Raw genomic sequence first — 19,796 nt, forward strand, 5'->3', positions numbered from 1 at the left:
TCCGTTTGCCGCCTCATTCGCCCTCAGGCTTTGACCAAATCTCCCAGCAGGTTCGCCGCCACCGTCAGCTTGGCGAGGGTCAGGCCGCTGCCGGCAATTTCCTCGACCGAGCGGCGGATCCGCGTCGCTTCGGGGTGCGCCGCGAGCCATGTCTCGACGGCCGCCTGGCCGGCCTGGCCGGTCGCCAGCATATCCGCGGCCAGCCTTCGCTCGGCGCCGGCGATCTGCTCGACGGCGCGATCGATCGCCATCCGTTCGAAATAGTCGTTGGCCGGCACGCTGCGCGCGGCGGCGATGATGCGGTCGAGCCGGAAATTGGCCTCTGCAGCGAAGAAGGTCGCAGCCGCGTCGCCGATCGGGCGGCCGGTGCGCTCGGCAACCGTCACGATGTCGGGTGCCGAGACCAGGGCGTCGAGGTCGGCGAGTTCGCCGGCGAGGCCGGCCGGGACACCGGCGTCGGTGAGTTCCTGGCGCCGCTTGCCGCGGGCGGCCTGCAAGTCCGGCGGCAGGGCGCTGTCGAGCCCGGCGACGATCTGGCGAATCGCCGGGCCGAAGCGCGCGACAACGGCCTCCAGCCCGTCCTTGAAATCGGCATTGCGCACATACCAGACCATGCGCGACAGCAAGAGGTCCTGCACGGACGCGTAGAGCGCCAGCTGCACCTGTCCGTCGATGCAGGCATCGAGCGCGTCGATCGCGTCATTGAGCCATTTCAGCCCGTAGCATTCGTCAACCGCCACATAGGCCATGACGATGGTCGGGATATCGGCATCGGTCTCGTCGATCAGGCGTACCACGCAGGCCGAGCCGCCGCGGTTGATCACCGCATTGGCAAGGCTGGTCGCGATGATCTCGCGCCGCAGGCGATGGAATTCGACCGCGGTCGGGAATTTGTCCTCAACCTCGCGCGGAAAATACTGCGACAGTTCGCGGGCAAGATAGGGATCGTCAGGCACGCTGGTGACGAGCAGGTCGTCGTACAGCGTCAGCTTGGCGTAGGCGAGCAGCACGGCAAGCTCGGGCCGCGACAGCGACTGGCCGCGCCGTGTGCGCTCGGTGAGCGCCGCATCGTCGGGCAGGAACTCCACAGCGCGGCTGAGCAGGCCGCGCTGCTCGAGCGATTGCATCAGGCGGGCGAGGAAGCCGGTCTCGGCCACGCCCTTGCGTTCGGCCAGCGACAGCGCCAGCGTCTGCAGATAGTTGTTGCGCAGCACCAGCGTGCCGACCTCGTCGGTCATGGCGGCAAGCAGGCTGTTGCGGTCGGCGGCGCCAAGGCGCCCCTCGCGCTCGAGGCGCGCCAGCGCGATCTTGATGTTGACCTCGACGTCGGAGGTGTTGACGCCGGCGGAATTGTCGATCGCGTCGGTGTTGAGCTTGACGCCCTTCTGCGCCGCCTCGATGCGGCCGCGCTGGGTGACGCCGAGATTGGCGCCCTCGCCGATCACCCGGGCGCGCACGTCGCCGCCGGTGATGCGGATCGGATCGTTGGCGCGGTCGCCGGCCTGATCGTCACCTTCCGTGGAGGCGCGGATATAGGTGCCGATGCCGCCGAACCACAACAGATCGGCGCGCGCCTTGAGGATCGCCGTCATCACCTCGAACGGCGTCGCCTGCGGCTTGTCGAGATCGAGCAGGGCGCGCACCTCAGGCGCCAGCGGGATCGCCTTGAGCAGGCGCGAGAACACGCCGCCGCCCGGCGAGATCAGCGACCTGTCGTAGTCCTGCCAGCTCGACCGCGGCAGATCGAACAGGCGCTTGCGTTCGGCGAAACTGACCAAGGGATCCGGCGAAGGATCGATGAAGATGTCGCGGTGATCGAATGCCGCAACCAGCTTGGTCGCCGGCGACAGCAGCATGCCGTTGCCGAACACGTCGCCGGACATGTCGCCGACGCCGACCGCGGTGAAAGGGGTGGTCTGAATGTCGGTGCCGAGCTCACGGAAATGGCGTTTGACCGCCTCCCAGGCGCCACGCGCCGTGATCCCCATCTTCTTGTGGTCGTAGCCCTGGCTGCCGCCGGAGGCGAAGGCATCGCCGAGCCAATGGTTCTTCTCGATCGAGATCGCGTTGGCGACGTCGGAGAAGGTGGCGGTGCCCTTGTCGGCGGCGACGACGAGGTAGGGATCGTCACCGTCATGCCGCACGGTGGAATCGGGCGGCACGATGGTGTCGCCGTCGAGATTGTCGGTGAGCTCGAGCAGCGAGCGAACGAAGATGCGATAGGCTTCGGTGCCTTCCGCGAGCCAGGCGTCGCGATTGGACGGCGGCGGCAGGCGCTTCGGCACGAAGCCGCCCTTGGCGCCGACCGGCACGATCACGGCGTTCTTGACCTGCTGCGCTTTTACCAGGCCGAGGATCTCGGTGCGGAAATCCTGCGGCCGGTCCGACCAGCGCAGGCCACCGCGCGCAACCTTGCCGAAGCGCAGATGTATGCCTTCGACACGCGGCGAATAGACGAAGATCTCATAGAGCGGCCGCGGCGCCGGCAGGTCGTCGATCCGGTGTGCGTCGAACTTGAAGGAGATCACCGGGCGCGGATGGCCGTCCTCGCCGAGCTGCCACAGATTGGTGCGGATGGTGGCCTGCACCAGATTGGTGAAGCGGCGCAGGATGCGGTCTTCATCGAGCGAGGCGACCGATTTGAGCTGCTCCTCGACCTCGGCAAGCAGCGACGTCTCGCGAGCCGCGCGCTCGGCATCGGTGGAGGCGAGGCGCGGATCGAGGCGGGTCTGGAACAGGGCGACGAGGCTGGCCGTGATCGCCGGGTTCTTGCGCAAGGTCTCCCACATGTAGTCCTGGGTGAACGGCGCGCGGATCTGGTGCAGGTAGCGGGACAGCGCCCGGATGGTCGAAACTTCGCGCCAGCCCAGCGCGGTGCGCAGGATCAGGCCGTTATAGCCATCGGATTCGGCGAGATCGCGGACCACCGCCATGATCGAGGCTTCCAGGCGATGGCTGAATTCCGGGGTGATCGTGATCGGCAGGCCGTCGCTGGCCTCGATCGTCATGTCGTGGAGCCAGACCGGCGCAGGCGCCGGCACGGCGCGCGGCAGGATCTCATAGGTGCGCTCGTTGACGACACGCAGGCCGTGATTCTCGATCACGGGCACGCGGTAGGACAGCGAGAGCGGCGCGCCATGCGAGAGAACCTTCAGCCCGAAACGGCTCGGGTCGTCCTGGTCTGCGCTGCGGTAGACCGTGATCGCGACCGGATGCTTTGCCGAGAGCTTCTCGATGGTGGCGATGTCGGAGACCGCCTGCTCGGCGCCGAACACTTCGGTGTAGCCGCCGGTAAAGGCCTGGGCGTATCGGCTGGCGAGCATGCGCGCCCGCATGCCGTCGGTCGACGCGGCGAGCGCCGCCTTCAGCTTGTCGGCCCAGGTCGCGGCAATGGCGCTGATCCCGGCCTCGAGCGTGGCACGTTCGACGGCCGGGGTTTTGCCCTCGTAACGTCCGATGATGTAGTGCACGCGTGCCAGCGCGCCTTCCGGGAACGATACGTAGGAGGCGGACAGCCTCCCCTTAAAGACCTGCGACAGGAAAGCACCGACGCGGGTGCGGACGTCGGTGTCGTATTTGTCGCGCGGAATGAAGGTGAGGATGGAGACGAAGCGATCGAACTTGTCGACCCGCGCCAGTGCGCGGACGCGCGGGCGCTCGTAAAGAATCAGGATCTCGATGACGAAATTGTAGAGCGTGTCGACGTCGATCTGGAACAGTTCGTCGCGCGGATACTCTTCCAGAATGTGCATCAGCGCCTTGCCGGAATGGCCGGCCGGATCGAAGCCGGCGCGCTGCAGCGCCCGCGCAACCTTGTGGCGGACATAGGGGATCTGCCGCACCGAGCGGGTGTAGGCGCCCGAGGTGAACAGGCCGACGACGCGCAGCTCGCCCTCGAGCCGGCCGTCGGGCGTGTAGAGCTTGATGCCGACATAATCCATCCGGATGCGGCGATGGACGCGGCTGGAGACGTTGGCCTTGATGACGATCAGAAGCGTCGGCTCGCGCATGAACTCGCGGATTTCCGGCGACATCACCACCATTTCGTTGCCGCGGCGCAGCACCTTCACGTCGGGATCGCGCAGGATGCCGAGGCCTTCGCCGCTCGTGATGTCGTCGGCCGCATCGCTGTCGGGCGAGAAGCGATATTCGCGCACGCCGAGGAAGGTGAAATTGTCCGCGCAGAGCCATTGCAGGAATTGATTGGCCTCGGCGACCTCGTCGATCGGCAGCGGCGGCGGATTGGCAGAGAAATTCTTGATCGCTTCCTCGACACGGTCGCGCATGGCGCGCCAGTCGGCGACGCAGGCGCGGACGTTGGCCAGCGTTCTGGCGAGGCCGTCGATCAGCTTCTGGCGATCGGCATCGGCGTCGAGGCGCGTGATGTGGAAATGAATCAGGCTCTCGCGCGTGCCCCTTGCGCCCTCCGGCAGTGTTTCGCCGTAGAAGCGCAGCAGCTTGCCCTGGTCATCGCGCTCCACGGCAATGATCGGGTGCGCGACGAGGGTGACTTCGATGCCCTGCTCGCCGAGCTCCGCCATGGTGGAGTCGAACAGGAAGGGCATATTGTCGTTGAGGATCTCGAGCACCGAGATCTCGCGCCCGTCCGGCAATGTCGGATTGACGATGCGGATATCGGCGCTGCCTGCAGTGCGCCGCTGCACGTGCTCCCAGGCTTGCTCCGCCAGCAGTGCAAGCGAGACGGCATCGTATTTGGCGAGGTCCTCGATGTTGGTGTAGCCGAACAACGGCTCGGCAAAGGCCCGCGGGCTCTTGCCCGGCTGCACGGTGCCCGCGGCATCGCGGATCAGAGCTGCTCGAGCCTTGTCATCGCGCCACGCCATCGTGTCCTCCCCTTGCCGCTTGTCCGACCGCAGCCGCGATCATCCGCCTGATTCCGTAAGTGCTTCTCTTCGCGTGCTGCGCGAAGTCCTCCGGTCTCAATGCTTCGACCCATCACAATACTACGATCCCGGAACAAACGGAGCGCAGTGTCGTGAGGCGTGCTGAAATTCCCTGTGGCGGGGTGAGGCCGAGGTCGGCGCCGGCGGGCCGCCGGATCATTGCGCAGGAAGAATCGCAAGCAATTTCAATTATGTACGAATCGGCCGGCGCGGCGCGCGCCGCGCCCAATCGTCCGGGCGGCGGTGCGCCGGTCGTGATCAAAGCCTCGATGAATCAGGCCGCCAGCGCCTGCTGCAGCGCAATCGCCTGGTCGCGGGTCTGGAAGGCGATGGCGGTGTGGCTGTAGTCGGCGGCGGACTGCGATTGGGCAATGTGATCGAGCACCTCGTGGCCCTTGATCACCATGAGATCCGGGCCGCTCTGCGACGGGAAGATGCCGACCACGACGTCGTAGGCCGTGACCACCGCGCGCAGCGCGCTCGCCTTGTCGTCGGAGGCCTCGATGAAGATGCGAACATCGGCGGCGAGATCCCGCAACTCGTCAAAGTCGATCACCTGTTTACTCCCACGCAACACACTGATCGACCGTACTGCCAACGTGCTTACTGAAACATAAAAGGACGCCGGGGCTGTCCGGAAAATATGTCGCGCAGCTGGGCTCGGCGCGCGCGAGCGACCGCGTCCTCTGATGCGATGAGAACGATGTCACGGCAGGTGCGGGCGCTCAGGCGATCGCGACGATCTCGAGTTCCTGATTGCCCGAGCCGACGACGTCGCCTGCGGCCTTGCCGAGCAGCGACCGCGCGACCGGCGAGACATGGGAAATCGAGCCGGCCTTCGGATCGGCCTCATCCTCGCCGACAATGCGATAGGTCTGCACGCGCCCGTCGGGGCGGCTGAACGTCACCGTCGAGCCGAACGCGACGGTGTCGGTCGAGGCGGGAGCGGGCATGATTTGGGCCGTGCGCAGCCGTTCCACCAAGTAGCGGGTGTCGCGCAAGGGAACCGCCGACTGGCGCCGCCGTTCATTGACGTCCTCGAGCTGCTGCGCGGCCTCATAGGCCGCGCGCGCCTCTTCAAGCTGCAGCTCCAGGGCTTTCAGCCCGGCCTCCGTCACCAGATTGGGATGCGGCGAAACCGGCCGGTCGGGCAGCAGCGTTTCCGACGCGGTCTCGGCACTTTCTTCCTTGGTGAACGCAACGCTCAATCTCTCATCCCTCGGTATCGGCCGCCGCCTCAGGGCGAACGAGCAGCTTAGGTCAGAAGCGGCGCGGAAGCCACCAGCACAGCGATGGCAGCCAGCGGCGTCAGCATGATGGCGAGGCTGCGGGGATATTGTGCATCACACCACGAATGCGGCACCGCGGTCCCGGGCAATATCGCTGAGATATTTCGCCGGCGGCTTGCCGAGCGCCTTCCTGAACATGGTGATGAAGGCGGTGACCGATTCATAGCCGAGATCGGCCGACACCTGCTGCACGCTCGCGCCGCCCGAAAGCTCGCTCAGCGCGACGATCAGATAGAGCTGCTGCCGCCAGCGCCCGAATGTCAGGCCGGTCTCCCGCAGCACGAGGCGGGCGAGGCTGCTCTCGCTGAGCGCAACGCGCGCGGCCCACTCCGCCTGGGTGCTGCGGTCGGACGGATCCTCGGCGAGCGCCGTCGCGATCCGCCGCAGGCGCGGCTCCTCTGAAATCGGCAAATGCAGCTGCTGCACCGGCATGCGCGGCAACTCGCTCAGCAGCATCTGCGTCAACAGCGTCTCCCGCACTGCGTCATCGCGCCCCCGGTCCGACAGCTCGATCATGAGCTCGCGCAGCAGCGGCGAGATCGACAGCGTGCAGCACTTGTCCGGCAGCGCGGCCGCACCGGGCTCGATGAAGACGAACAGGATGCGGGCATTGGCGGTCGCGATATTGGTGTGGCGCATGCCGCCGGGGATCCACACGCCGCAGTGCGGCGGCACCATCCACAACCCGGTCGGGACCCGGCACATCACACCGCCGCCGAGGGCGAACACCAGCTGGCCCTTGCGGTGCTGGTGTTCGGCGACCTCGACCTTGTGCTCGGTGACCTCGAGCCGCACCGCGATCGCCGGGGCCGCGACGTCGTCCGGATCGAGGTTCGGCCAGGGGTAGCGAAGTGAGAAACCGGTCATGGGATTGGATCGAGTGACTGAATTTAGCGATCACCTGAACAGATATCTAAATTCTTCGCCCGGCCAAGTCGAGTAGCTTCCCGCGCGCCACCAATCAGACCAGGAGCATGGGATGACGATGATCGCGCCGGCGCCGACAGTGAGCGGGCACGGGCCCCTGTTGATTGGAATCATGCTGATCGCCGCGACGCTGCGGGCGCCGATCACCGGCGTGGCGCCGCTGCTCGGCGTGATCCGCGACAGCAGCGGGATCAGCGCGGCCGAGGCGGGGGTGCTGACCACCCTTCCCTTGCTGGCGTTTGCCGCGATCTCGCCGTTTGCGGCCACGCTGGCGCGCAGATTCGGCATCGAGCGAGCGCTGTTCAGCGCGCTGCTGGTGATCGCCGCCGGGATTGCGTTACGCTCGACCGGTCCGGTCTGGGCGCTGTTCGCGGGGACGGCGATGCTCGGCGCCGGCATTGCGGTCGGCAATGTCTTGCTGCCGAGCCTGCTGAAGCGGGACTTTCCGAGCCGGATCACCGGCATCACCGGCGCCTATGCGATCACGGCCGGACTGGTCTCGGCGCTGGCGTCGACCACGGCAATCCCGCTCGCCAGCCTGCCCGGATCGAACTGGTATCTCGCGCTCGCCGGCACGTTGGTCCTTCCAGCGATCGCGCTGCTGGCCTGGCTGCCGCAGCTTCGGTCGGATTCGGTGCCGACAGCGGAGGTCGCTGCGCCGCCGCATGGCGGCCCGCTCTGGCGCTCGGCGCTGGCCTGGCAAGTCACCGGCTTCCTCGGCCTGACCTCGCTGGTGTTCTACATCGTGGTCGGATGGTTGCCGGCGGTTCTGGTGGAGGCCGGCTACCCGGCCGCGACCGCGGGCTCGCTGCACGGCCTGTCGCAACTAGCGACCGCGGTCCCCGGGCTGATCCTCGGTCCGGCGGCGCGGCGCATGAAGGATCAACGCGCCATCGCGGTCGCGGTGTCGCTTGCGACCGGGGTGGCGTTGCTGGGGCTCTGGCAGCTTCCCGCGCTGGCGATGTTTTGGGCCGCGCTGTTCGGCTTCGGCGCGGGCGCCGCCTTCATCCTCGGGCTGACCTTTGTCAGTCTGCGGACCTCGCACAGCCATCAGGCCGCGGCGCTGTCGGGCATGGCGCAATGCGTCGGCTATTCGCTTGCGGCGGCGGGCCCGCCGCTGGCCGGACTTGCCCATGACGCAACCGGCGGCTGGGGCATCGCGCTCGTCGCCTGCATCGCGGTGACGTTGCTGATGGCCGTGCTCGGCAGTCTCGCGGGACGCGCGACGACGATCCGGCTCGATCGGTGACGCGCCGTCACTCCGCCTGCGGATGCACCGAGGCGTCCGGCCGCTTGCCGACGCGGCGCTTCACGCCCTCGCGCATCCGCTGGAAGGTGACGTAGAGCATCGGCACCAGGAAGATGCCGATCGAGCTTGCCGCGAGCATGCCGCCGAACACCGCGGTGCCGACGGCGCGGCGGCTGATTTCGGCGGCACCGGTTGCGACCACCAGCGGCACCAGGCCGAGGATGAAGGCGATCGAGGTCATCATCACGGCGCGGAAGCGCATCTGCGATCCGGTGATCGCGGCGTCGACGATCGGACGGCCGGCCTCGCGCTGCTCCTTGGCGAACTCGACGATCAAGATGCCGTTCTTGGCCGCGAGCGCGATCAACACCACGAGGCCGATCTGGCCGTAGAGATCGAGGTTCAGCCCGGCGAGCTTGATGGCGAGATAGGAGCCGAGCACGCCGACCGTGACCGACAGCAGCACCGGAATCGGGATCGTCCAGCTTTCGTACAGCGCGACCAGGAACAGGAAGGCGAACAGCACCGCGAGCGCGAGGATGATGCCGGTCTGGCCGGAGGCGGCCTGCTCCTGATAGGCGGTGCCGGTCCACTCATAGGAGTAGCCCGCCGGCAGCGTCGTCTTGGAGATATCGGCCATCGCCGCGATCGCGGTGCCCGACGAGATGCCGGCCGCCGGACCGCCGTTCACGGTGACCGAACGGTAGTTGTTGTAGCGGGTGATCACCTGCGGCCCGGTGACGATCCGCAAGGACGCGATCGAGCGGATCGGCACCATCTCGCCGCCGGAGTTGCGCACATAAATCTGCCAGATGTCGGGGATGTCGCCGCGGTCGACCGCCTCGCCCTGCACGTTGACCTGCCAGGTGCGGCCGAACAGATTGAAGTTGTTGACGTAGATGCCGCCGAGCGTGGCCTGCAGCGCGGTGAAGACGTCGCTCATGTTCAGCCCGAGCGCCTGCGCCTTGGCGCGGTCGATGTCGAGATAGATCGACGGGTTGGTCGCGGTGAATGTCGAGAACACGCGGGTCAGCCGCGGGTCGCGGTTGGCCGCGCCGATCAGCCCGCCGGTCACGCTGCCGAGCGCGGCGGGATCCTGGCCTTCCAGCGCCTCGAGCTGATACTCGAAGCCGCCGGAGGTCGACAGCCCGATGATCGGCGGCAGGTTGAACGGCAGCACGGAGGCCTGGCGGATCTGCGTGCCGGCGCCAAAGGTCTGCCGGATCGCGGCCTGCACCGACTCGTTGGCTGCCTTGCGGTCCTCGAACGGCTTCATGCGCGCCACCATGAACGCCGAGTTGGGCTCGCTGGCGCCATCGAGCAGCGAGAAGCCGATGATCGACAGCACGTGGTCGACCGCCGGGTTCTTCTTCAGGATCGCCTCGACCTGCTTGGTCGCCTCGCTGGTACGCGCCACCGACGCGCCGTCGGGCAATTGCACCGAAATGAAGAACGCGCCCTGGTCCTCCTCGGGAAGGAATCCCGTGGGCGTGATTTTGGACACGCCGAACACCGCGCCGGCGAACACCAGAACCGCGACCAGCGACAACACGGCCGCGCGCAACAGCCGCCGCACCAATCCGGCGTAGCGGTCGCGGACCCAGTCGATACCGCCGAGTATTCGCCCCATGATGCCGCGGCGCGGCCCGCCGTGGCGCAGGAACACCGCGCAGAGCGCCGGCGACAAGGTCAGCGCGTTCAAGGCCGAGATCACCATCGCCGCGCTGATCGTCACCGCGAACTGTCGGAACAGCGTGCCGGAGATTCCGGGAATGAATGCGATCGGCACGAACACCGAGAGCAGCACCAGCGAGATCGCGATGATCGGCGCAGTGATCTGCGCCATCGCCTTCTTGGTGGCGTCGGCCGGCGACAGTTCCGGCTCCTCCTCCATGACGCGTTCGACATTCTCGACCACGACGATGGCGTCGTCGACCACGATGCCGATCGCGAGCACCATCGCCAGCAGCGACACGGTGTTGGCGGAATAGCCGAGCGCCAGCAGCACCGCGAAGGTGCCGATCAGGCTGACCGGCACCGCGACGGCCGGAATCACGGTGGCGCGCAGATTGCCGAGGAACAGGAACACCACGATCACGACCAGCACGAAGGCCTCGCCGAGCGTCTTGATCACCTCCTTGATGGTGTCGGTGACGAAGCTCGTGGAATCGTACTGCACGAGATAGGTCAGGCCCTGCGGAAACCGCTCCGACAGCCGGGTCAGCGTCGCCTGCACCGCCTTGGCCGTGGTCACCGCATTGGCGCCAGGGGCGAGATAGATGCCGATCGGCACGCCGGGATTGCCGTCGATCCGCGATTCCGAATCCATGTTCTGGGCGCCGATCTCGACCCGGGCGACGTCCTTGATCCGCAGCACCGATCCGTCCGGATTGGCGCGCAGCACGATGTTGCCGAACTGGGCCGACGTGGTCAGGCGCCCCTGGGTCTGCACGTTGAACTGGAACTGCTGGTCGTTGCTGATCGGGCGCGCGCCGATGCGGCCGACCGGCGCCTGCACGCTTTGGGCGCGGATCGCCGCGATCACGTCCGACGGCGCCAAATTGAGGCTGGTGAGCCGCTGGGTGTCGAACCAGATCCGCATCGAGTAGTTCAGCTTGGCGAACAGCGAGGCCTGGCCGACGCCGGGCGTGCGCGAGATCGCGTCGAGCACGTTGATGATGGCGTAGTTGGTGATGAACAGCGGATCCTGCTCGCCGTTCTTCGAATACAACACGATGAACTGCAGCACCGCCGAGGACTTCTTCTGCACGACGAGGCCCTGCGCCTGCACCTCGGTCGGCAATTGCGCCAGCGCGCTCTGCACCCGGTTGTTGACGTTGACGGTGTTGATGTCGGGGTCGGTGCCGAGCGCGAACGAGACCGTCAGCGTGTAGCTGCCGTCATTGCCGCTGGTCGACTTCATGTAGAGCATCTTGTCGACGCCGACGACCTGCGCCTCGAGCGGCTGGGCGACGCTGGATTCCACCACCTCGGCGGAGGCGCCGGGAAACACCGCCGTCACCGTGACCTGCGGCGGCACGATGTCGGGGAACTGGGCGACCGGGATCTGCAGCAGCGCCAGCGCGCCCGCGATCGTGATCACGAACGCAATCACGATCGCAAGCCGCGGACGATCGACGAAGACCGCTGAGATCATGGGTTGCCGCCCGACGCTTTCGTGCTGCTGCCCCCACCGCCGTCCGCCGAGGCCTTCATGCTGGACTGGATCAGCGCGCTGGCCGGCCCCGGCGCGACCACCTCACCCGGCCGCACCTTCTGAATTCCTTCGACGATCACCTTGTCGCCGAGCGCAATGCCGTTGGTCACCGCCGCGATGGTCGAGGTCGACTGCCCGAGTTCGATCCGCTTCTGCTCGGCCTTGTTGCCGGCGCCGACGACATAGACATATTCGCCCTGCTGATCCGACAGCACCGCGGAACGCGGGATCGCCAGCACCTCGACCGGCTTGACGCCTTCCAGCAGCACGGTGACGAACTCGTTGTCGGTGAGCTCGCGGACCGGGCCGCCGGTTTCCGCGGAATTGTACAGCGGCGGGTTGGGAATGGTGCCGCGCAGCGTGATGGTGTCGGTGTTCTGCGCGATGGTGTTGTTGACGAAATCCAGCGCACCGACCTTGTCGTAGAGCCGGCCGTCCGGCAGGCGGACCCGGATCACGACCGCCTTGAAGCCGCCGGTGGTCGCGTAGCGTTCGCGCAGGTCCAGCGACTCGCGCACCGGCACCGGGAAGGTGACATACATCGGGTCCTGGCTGACGATGGTGGTCAGCGTTCCCGAGCTCGGCGTCACCACGTTGCCGTCGGTGACCGCGGTGCGCCCGATCCTGCCGTCGATCGGCGAATGGATCATGGTGTAGTCGAGATTGATCTGGGACAGGTCGACCTGCGCCTGCGCGGCCTGCACCTGCGCCTCGAGGCTCTGCTGGTTGGCGACCGCCGCGTCCACGCTCGATTGCTGGCCGGCCGGCCCGCCGAGCAGGGCCTTGGCGCGGTTCGTCGTCAGCACCGCGTTGGCCAGCGTCGCCTGCAGCTGCGCGACCTGCGCCTTCTTCGATGCGAGGTCGGCTTCGAACGGCCCGCGCTCCAGCTGATAGAGCAGATCGCCGGCCTTGACCTCGGCGCCCTCGACAAAGTTCCGCTTTTCCAGGAAGGCAGTGACGCGCGCGACCACGTTGACGCGATTGGTGGCCTCGATGCGTCCGAGAAATTCATTGGACTGGATTACCGGCCGCTTGATCGCCTCGATCACGCCGACAGCGGGCGGCCCGGCTGGACCGGCCTGGGCATGGGCTGCCGAAATTCCCGCGAGCGCCAATCCTGCCGATGCGAGAACACCCGATAGGAGACGACTTGATAGGCGAAGGCTTGCCAATCGACCGCGCACGCTTGCCGCACCATTCATGTTGTCCAACCCTCTTCCGGCTACCGCCGGATTTCTAGCAAGCAGATCTGACGTCGAGTTCCCTTAGCCACGGGACGGATGGACAAGCTGCAAGGCAGCAGATCATAACGCGCCTGATCCGACAATCCTGCAACCCGGTGGCAGCGTTCCACATCCGCGCTCTCCGCAGCGGGCACACGGAGCCATCGCGTCAATGTGATGAGAGCGCGGTAGCGTGACGACGGCCGCGGCCACGACCGCTACAAGGCAATGGCGTTCTTCAGGCGCGACGTGATCTGATAGGCTGGCGACGCCAGCCGTTGCTGCAGCCATGGCCGCGCGCGCGTGCCGCTGGCCTCGTGCACGCCGTCGAACACCGTCATGTCGATCAGATCGGGATGACCGGCGGCGAGATAGACCGCGCGCATCTCCGCGAACTTGGCGTCACGCCCATGTTCGATCGCGTTGGCGGCGTCGCGGCTGCCGATCTCGACGAACAGCGGACACGGGCAGATCAGCCGCGCCAGATTTTTGCCGGCATATCTGGCGCGGCCGCTGTCGAAATGAATGTATGACGCGAGCTCGATGCCGAGATTGCCGCTGATGACGGGCGACATCAGAAATTTCGTCTCGTCGCGCATGTAGCCGGACACGACGGTCGGCCGCATGCGTCCCGTGGCGGCCTCGAGATGCAGCGCGAGGAACGCGCCCCAGGACACGCCATACACGCCGACATTGAGGCCGGACACGCCGGTCAGCCGCCGGCAGACGATCTCGCCGGCATCGAGCGATGCGCACGATACATTGTGCGCGGAGATGCCATGGCATGCCAGCATCGCGGCGATGTTGTTCTGGCTTTCCTGGTTTCCGATCTGGACGATGTAGGGACACCAGACGGCATAGCCGTCACGGCAAAGCTGCTTGCCGATCGCATTCATGTAATCCGGATCGGAGTCGGCGAAGCAGCGCTCCGGCGTCGCGGCCATACCGTGGCCGAGCAGGATCAATCCCTTGACCTCACCGTCGGGCATGCCGAGACAGCCGCGCACCGGCAGCCCGCATTCGAGACCGAACTCGACCTTCGTGACCGCGAACCCGTCCGCGCCGGCGCGCCAGAGCAGACGCATCTCGCCGGCGGACGGCCGATAGAGCCGGTCGTGCCGGAACAGCGATCGCATCTCGTGCCGGACCACCGCGCCGGTGGCGACCGCCTTGAGCTTTCCGCTTGCCGCGATGTCGAAGAACGAACGGCAGAATGCGTCGTAGCCGAGCGTCGGCAGATCGACATTCGCGCACGATCCCTGGCAACGGCCGAGCCGCAGCGCGTTGTCGCCGGCGATCGACGCGGGGCCGACCAGCGTCATCAACAGTCCGGACAGCGCCCTGCGGCTGATCATCGACCCTCCCCGACGTGATCAAGGCTGAATGATCCGAGGTCGGCGCTAGCTGGCGCCTTCAGATGCCGGGACGCAAATTAAAGGATGTCCATCGTCGCGTGATCGCAGGCAGCGTTGCAAAGAAGCGACGGTCGCTGGCGGCGCTGCGCCCTGAAGATGTTTCGAAATGCGTCAGGGCAATTTCAAATCATCCAATCGCTTCCGGTCAGCCACATGCTGCGCGCCGTGGAATCTCCAATCGAGATTGGCGCGAATTGTCCCATCTTGGTCCCGTGACAGTATTTTGATCCCGACAAACTGGTGTAGGCTGCCATTCATCGCAGCCGAGCCGGAACGCACGACATGTCCGCCGCCGCCCTGATCGTCATCGATGCGCAGGAATCCTTTCGTCACCGGCCGTTCTTCACCGAGGAGGGCCTTGCCGCCTATGTCGACCGGCAGCAGGCGCTGATCGACGGCGCCAGGGCGAATGGCACGCCCGTCGTGCAGATCTTCCATGTCGCCGACAGCGGCGCGTTCGCCGAAGCGTCCGGCTTCGTCACCACGCTGGCGCCGCTACGGATCGAACCGGATGCGGTGTTTCGCAAGCGTCGGCACAGCGCGCTGGTCGGCACCGGCCTCGACGTCTGGCTGGCTGCCAATGACATCCGTCATCTCATCATATCAGGGATCCGCACCGAGCAGTGCTGCGAGACCACGGCGCGGCATGCCTCGGATCTCGGCTACGCGGTGAGCTTCGTCAGCGAGGCGACGCTGACCTTCCCGATGACCGATGCGGCCGGCCGCCTCTGGAGCGCCGCCGAGATTCGCAGCCGCACCGAGCTCGTGCTGTCCGGACGGTTCGCGCGCATTGCAACGGTCGCCGAGGCGCTGGCCGACCCGAAGGAGGAGATCGCCGCATGAATTCCAGGCGGGGACAGCCGGCGGAAATCCCGGTGCTCCTCGTCGTACCGCCGCGCGTGCTGCTGCTTGACGCCGCCGGGCCGATGGAAGTGCTGCGCATGGCCAATCGCGAGCAGAGCGCCGTGCGCTTTGCCGTCCGCTTCGTCGGTCCTCAGGACTCGACGCAAAGCTCGATCGGGCTCGCCGTCGCCAATATCGCACCGCTGCCCGACCGCGTCCCCGACGGGACGCTGGTGGTACTTGCCGGAAGCTCGGATCCGCCGCCGGGCACCACGGCCAGCAGCCGCAAACAGGATGCCTTGCTCGAAGCCAGCATCGTCCGCTGGCTGAGGCATGTGATCCGGCCCGGCGTCAGCCTGGTCTCGATCTGCTCGGGCGCGTTGCTCGCCGCCCGCGCCGGCCTGCTCGACGGCTATGAGTGCACTACCCACTACGACAAGGTCGCCGAGCTCGCGCGCGTGGCGCCGGCCGCCCGCGTCCGGGAGAACAGGCTGTATGTCGAGGACGGCGAACGGCTCTCCAGCGCCGGCATTGCCGCCGGCATCGACCTGATGCTGCATATCGTCGCCAAGATGGCCGGTCACGCCACCGCGCTCGCAGCGGCACGCTATCTGGTGGTCTACCTCCGCCGCACCGGCGCCGACCCGCAACTCTCGCCCTGGCTCGACGGACGCAATCATATTCACCCGATGGTCCACCGCGCGCAAGACGCCGTTGCCGCCGACCCGGCCCATGACTGGTCGGTCGACGAGCTCGCGCGCGTCGCCGCCGCAAGCCCGCGCAATCTGTCGCGGCACTTCAAGGCGCACACCGGGATGAGCATCACCGATTATGTGAACCGCCTCCGCATCGCGCTGGCGCGCGAGCTGATCGCGGGCTCCAGGCTGCAGATCGAGACGGTCGCCGAGCGGGCCGGCTTCGCATCGGCCCGGCAATTCCGCCGCGCCTGGCACAGACTGCACGGCTCGCCGCCGAACGCGATGCGGAGCGAGCGGACCGCCGACGCGGTGTCTCGGTAACGCAGCCGCGCATCGCAGTCAGCCGATGTGAAGATCACCGGCAATATCCTGCCGCCGCGCCCGTGCGTGAATGCTTGAAGCCCCGGAATCGCCCGGACTCCCGCGCTATCGTGAATTGCTCTACGAAATATTTCCGTCATCGGCGGGTTTATGTGTTGGGCAACGAGGCTTCAGGAACGGCCGATGAAGAACGAGCTGCACGCGCATCTGATCGAACTGGCCTATGAGGCCGCGGTGGTGCCCGAGCTGTGGCCGAAGGTGCTGCATCAGGTCGGCAACATCGCAAGCGCACGCGGGATCGTGCTGCTGACCGCGGACCCGCATGACGTGCGCTGGGTCGCATCCCCCGACATCCACGACGACATGGTCGCCTATGTCGAAGGCCGCTGGCACGAGCGCAACGGCCGGCTGCCGCGGCTGCTCGCGGCCAACCATGCCGGCTTCCTGCGCGAGATCGACGTGTTCGATACGCCCGAGGAGATCCAGCAGGATCAGCAGATCCGCGAATTCTTCCGGCCGCGCGGGCTCGGCTGGGGCGCCGGCACCGCGATCCCGGTGCCGAGCGGCGACGTGCTGATCTACAGCGTCGAGCGTGAATACGATCGCGGGCCGATCGAGCAGGAAGCGATCGCGCAACTCGATGCGTTGCGCCCGCATCTGGCGCGCGCCGCGCTGCTCTCGGCACGGCTCGGCATGGAGCGCGCCAGGGCCGCGACCGAATCGCTGGCGATGATCGGGCTGCCCGCCGCGGTGCTGCGGCGTGGCGGCCGGCTGATGACGAGCAACACGCTGTTCGACCGCCTGGTGCCCGACGTGATGCAGGACCGCGGCGAGCGACTGACGCTCGCCGCAGTTGCCGCCGACGCGCTGTTTGCGCAGGCGCTGGCGGCGCTCAACGGCGGGTTGATCAGCCTGGAGGTGCGCTCGATCCCGATCGCGGCGCAGGACGATCGTCCGCCGCTGATCGTGCATCTGGTCCCGATCCACGGCGCGGCGCAGGATCTGTTCGATCGCGCGGTGGCGATCGTGATGGTGACGCCGGTGGTGCCGGCGGAGGTGCCGACCGCGGAAGTGCTGCAGGGCCTGTTCGATCTGACACCGGCGGAAGCGCGCGTCGCGCGCGGCATCGGCGAAGGCCGCACCATCGAGGCGATCGCCCTGGCGTTCGGCACGTCCCGCGAAACCGTGCGCAACCAGCTCAAGGCGGTGCTGGCGAAGACCGGACTGCGGCGGCAGGTGGAATTGGCCGGTCTGCTCGCCGGCGCCAAGGTGCCGCCGGGCTCGCGCACCGAGTGACGTCGTGAGCAATTGCTACGTCGCGGTGTGCGCCCGATAGAGCGCGCGCTCGAACGCCCGGCAGGCGTCGAGCGCAGGCGCATCGGCAAACGGCAGGATCTGCATCATGATCACGCCGGCGATGCCCGAGGCCGGATCGATCCAGTAATAAGTATTGAAGAGGCCGGCCCAGGTCAGGCTGCCGCCCTTGCGGCCGCCCTCGACCGGATCGAGGTTGATCATGTGGCCGATGCCCCAGCGCAGCCGGTTGCCGGGGAAGAAATCGACGTCGTTCGACAGCGCCGGATTGGTCGTCTTCATGACGCCGGCCGCGAGATCGCCGATCTGGTTGGTCGCCATCAGCGCGAGCGTGCGCGGCCGCAGAATCGAGGTGCCAGCGAGGCTGCCGCCATTGAGCAACGCCTGCAGCAGGATGAGAAAATCCGGCGCGGTCGAATAGAGCCCGCCGCCGCCCGAGACCGTTCGTGGCGAGGTGTGTCGCTCCAGCGGCTCGGGCTTGAGCGTGCCGTCGCTCCGGCGGACGTGGAGATGCGCCTCGCGGGCACGCTGCGGCTCGCTGATCGCAAAGCCGGTGTCGTTCATGCCGAGCGGACGCAGGATGTGATCGGCGAAATAGCGGTCCAGCGTCCGCCCGCTTGCGATCTCGATCAGCCGGCCGACACGGTCGAGGCTGCCGCCATAGGCCCAGCGCCGCTCAGGATCGAACATCAGCACGCTGCGCGGCAGCGCCGGATCGGACCGCGCCGCCCGCCCATAACGTTTGGCGTCGGCATCCCACAGCGGATAGCTGAGGCCCGACGTATGCGACAGCAGGTTGCGCAAGGTGATCGGTTGGCGCGGCGGCCGCAGCTGCGGCACGCCCTTGGCGTCGAACCCGGTGAGCACGGGGAGCGCCGCCAACGCCGGATCGACATTGGCGGCGGGCTCGTCCAGCTTCAGCCTGCCCTGCTCGACCAGTTGCAGCGCCGCGACCGAGGTCACGAGCTTGGCCATCGAGGCGATGCGAAACAGGGTATCAAGGGTCATCCTCGCCGCCGCGCCCTGGGCGCGGGCGCCGAACGCGCCCTGATAGATCGGTCCTTGCGCGCTCGCCGCCATGGCGACGATGCCGGGCACCTTGCCGCTATCGACCATAGCGCGCAGGGCCGCATCGATGTCCCGGCCCGACGTCGACGCGCGGAGCGGCGTCGCTGCGGCCGCCGGCCACGGATCGGCCGTCGCGCCCGCAGCGGCCATCGCCGCCGTGCGCAGCACCACATCGCGCCGACTGAAAGCCACCATCTCGCGGGCCGCTCCCTCCGGCCGTTATGCCGGACGGCGCCGCCGGGCACAATCGCCGGCGCAAACGAGCGCATGTTCAAATCGCGCCGGTTGCGCTAGTGATAGCTCCCCTTCCAGATCCGCGCGCCAGCCCGGCGCGCATCCCGTCAATGAGTGCATCCATCATGGCTGAAGCCGATCTCGACGCCGTCATCCGGCAAACCGCAAGAGTGCAGACCAAGGCCGTGATGGCGGCTGCGAAGAAGCGCCAGGCCGTCTGGGCGGCGCGCGCCGCCAAGGCCAAGGACAAGGAGGCCAAGGCGCGCTTCCGTTTCCTGGCCAAGAGCACCATGGAGAACGCCAGCGCGACTGCCAAGCGGCTGCAGAACTCGGCCGAGAACGCCGCCGATGCCTATGCCCGCGCCATGAAGAAGGCGCTGGAAGAACCGCCGCCGGCAAAGAAGGCTGCAAAGAAGAAAGCGGACGCCTGACAAGGGAGCCCTGCATGCTCACCGTCCATCATCTCGGCAAGTCACAATCGGAGCGGATCGTCTGGCTCTGCGAGGAGCTGGAGATCCCCTATGAGCTGCAGCGCTATGCGCGCGATCCCGTCACGATGCTGGCGCCGGCCGACTACAAGGCGCTGCACTGGATCGGCACCGCCCCGGTGATCACGGACGGCGAGCTGACGCTGGCGGAATCCGGCGCGATCGTCGACTACATCATCGCCCGCCATGGCGGCGGCAGGCTGGCGCTGAAGCCGGACCACCCCGACTTCGCGCACTACCTGCACTGGTTTCATTTCGCCAACGGCACGCTGCAGGCGCAGCTCGGCCGCAACATGATCCTGAACCGGCTCAACCTGCCCGCCGACAATCCGATGCTGGTGGCGACCAAAGCGCGGGTCGACCGCTCGTTCGATCTGATCGACGCCAGGGTGCGCGACAACAACTATCTCGCGGGCGACGAATTCACCGCGGCCGACATCATGACCGGCTTCTCGCTGACGACGATGCGCTACTTCCTGCCCTATGATTTCGGCCGCTGCCCCAACATCAGGGCCTATCTCGGCCGTATTGGCTCGCGCCCGGCCTACCGGCGCGCCATGGAAAAGGGCGACCCCGGCATGGAACTGCTGCTGACATGAGGCGCTG

General features: G+C 67.1%; 14 protein-coding genes. 6 read left to right on the top strand and 8 right to left on the bottom strand.

Annotation, left to right across the window (positions count from 1 at the left end; genetic code table 11):
- Window positions 1-23: 23 nt before the first annotated feature.
- The 4 genes from CI41S_RS43060 to CI41S_RS43075 form a co-directional block, all read right to left on the bottom strand.
- On the bottom strand, window positions 24-4,844 hold the full coding sequence (locus CI41S_RS43060; protein ID WP_139865001.1) for an NAD-glutamate dehydrogenase: 4,821 nt from the start codon (window positions 4,842-4,844) through the stop codon (window positions 24-26).
- Window positions 4,845-5,178: 334 nt separating this feature from the next.
- Window positions 5,179-5,460: a hypothetical protein gene (locus tag CI41S_RS43065; protein WP_139865002.1), complete on the bottom strand. Its 282-nt coding sequence runs from the start codon at window positions 5,458-5,460 to the stop codon at window positions 5,179-5,181.
- A gap of 169 nt (window positions 5,461-5,629) precedes the next feature.
- Window positions 5,630-6,112: a transcription elongation factor GreA gene (greA, locus tag CI41S_RS43070; protein ID WP_139865003.1), complete on the bottom strand. Its 483-nt coding sequence runs from the start codon at window positions 6,110-6,112 to the stop codon at window positions 5,630-5,632.
- Between the two features lie 135 nt (window positions 6,113-6,247).
- Window positions 6,248-7,060 carry an AraC family transcriptional regulator gene (locus CI41S_RS43075; protein ID WP_139865004.1) on the bottom strand — a complete coding sequence of 271 codons (813 nt, stop codon included), beginning with the start codon at window positions 7,058-7,060 and terminating at the stop codon, window positions 6,248-6,250.
- A gap of 112 nt (window positions 7,061-7,172) precedes the next feature.
- On the opposite strand from CI41S_RS43075, the gene CI41S_RS43080 reads away from it, so the two are divergent.
- Complete coding sequence (locus CI41S_RS43080; protein ID WP_139865005.1) at window positions 7,173-8,369, top strand: MFS transporter; 1,197 nt, start codon at window positions 7,173-7,175, stop codon at window positions 8,367-8,369.
- Window positions 8,370-8,376: 7 nt separating this feature from the next.
- Here CI41S_RS43080 and CI41S_RS43085 read toward each other — a convergent pair whose 3' ends face one another.
- The 3 genes from CI41S_RS43085 to CI41S_RS43095 all read right to left on the bottom strand — a co-directional run bounded on the left by CI41S_RS43085 (window position 8,377) and on the right by CI41S_RS43095 (window position 14,164).
- Window positions 8,377-11,526, bottom strand: a complete 3,150-nt coding sequence (locus CI41S_RS43085) for an efflux RND transporter permease subunit (protein ID WP_139865006.1) — start codon at window positions 11,524-11,526, stop codon at window positions 8,377-8,379.
- Window positions 11,523-12,701 (bottom strand): efflux RND transporter periplasmic adaptor subunit, encoded by a 1,179-nt coding sequence (locus CI41S_RS43090; protein ID WP_244626879.1) that lies wholly within the window; start codon window positions 12,699-12,701, stop codon window positions 11,523-11,525. Before CI41S_RS43090 ends, CI41S_RS43085 begins: the two co-directional genes overlap by 4 nt.
- 326 nt (window positions 12,702-13,027) lie before the next feature.
- A complete protein-coding gene (locus CI41S_RS43095; protein WP_139865008.1) occupies window positions 13,028-14,164 on the bottom strand; it encodes a hypothetical protein in 1,137 nt (378 codons plus the stop codon).
- Window positions 14,165-14,506: 342 nt separating this feature from the next.
- Between CI41S_RS43095 and CI41S_RS43100 the strand changes: the two genes are divergently transcribed.
- The 3 genes from CI41S_RS43100 to CI41S_RS43110 all read left to right on the top strand — a co-directional run bounded on the left by CI41S_RS43100 (window position 14,507) and on the right by CI41S_RS43110 (window position 17,382).
- Entirely contained in the window at window positions 14,507-15,067 is a 561-nt protein-coding gene (locus tag CI41S_RS43100; RefSeq protein WP_139865009.1) for an isochorismatase family protein, read from the top strand.
- Window positions 15,064-16,086, top strand: a complete 1,023-nt coding sequence (locus tag CI41S_RS43105; protein WP_139865010.1) for a GlxA family transcriptional regulator — start codon at window positions 15,064-15,066, stop codon at window positions 16,084-16,086. Before CI41S_RS43100 ends, CI41S_RS43105 begins: the two co-directional genes overlap by 4 nt.
- A 183-nt stretch (window positions 16,087-16,269) precedes the next feature.
- Window positions 16,270-17,382 (top strand): helix-turn-helix transcriptional regulator, encoded by a 1,113-nt coding sequence (locus CI41S_RS43110; protein ID WP_139865011.1) that lies wholly within the window; start codon window positions 16,270-16,272, stop codon window positions 17,380-17,382.
- Window positions 17,383-17,397: 15 nt separating this feature from the next.
- Here the strand turns inward: CI41S_RS43110 and CI41S_RS43115 are convergent, their stop codons facing one another.
- The gene (locus tag CI41S_RS43115; RefSeq protein WP_244626880.1) at window positions 17,398-18,663 is read right to left on the bottom strand and encodes a serine hydrolase domain-containing protein; all 1,266 of its coding nucleotides are present in this window, start codon (window positions 18,661-18,663) and stop codon (window positions 17,398-17,400) included.
- Window positions 18,664-18,827: 164 nt separating this feature from the next.
- Here CI41S_RS43115 and CI41S_RS43120 point away from each other — a divergent pair, with 164 nt between their 5' ends.
- Together CI41S_RS43120 and CI41S_RS43125 are read left to right on the top strand one after the other, a co-directional pair.
- Window positions 18,828-19,133 carry a hypothetical protein gene (locus tag CI41S_RS43120; protein ID WP_139865012.1) on the top strand — a complete coding sequence of 102 codons (306 nt, stop codon included), beginning with the start codon at window positions 18,828-18,830 and terminating at the stop codon, window positions 19,131-19,133.
- Window positions 19,134-19,147: 14 nt separating this feature from the next.
- A complete protein-coding gene (locus CI41S_RS43125; RefSeq protein ID WP_139865013.1) occupies window positions 19,148-19,789 on the top strand; it encodes a glutathione S-transferase family protein in 642 nt (213 codons plus the stop codon).
- Window positions 19,790-19,796 lie beyond the last annotated feature (7 nt).

Origin of the sequence: Bradyrhizobium ivorense (genome assembly GCF_900696085.1) — a bacterium.
GTDB lineage: Bacteria > Pseudomonadota > Alphaproteobacteria > Rhizobiales > Xanthobacteraceae > Bradyrhizobium > Bradyrhizobium ivorense.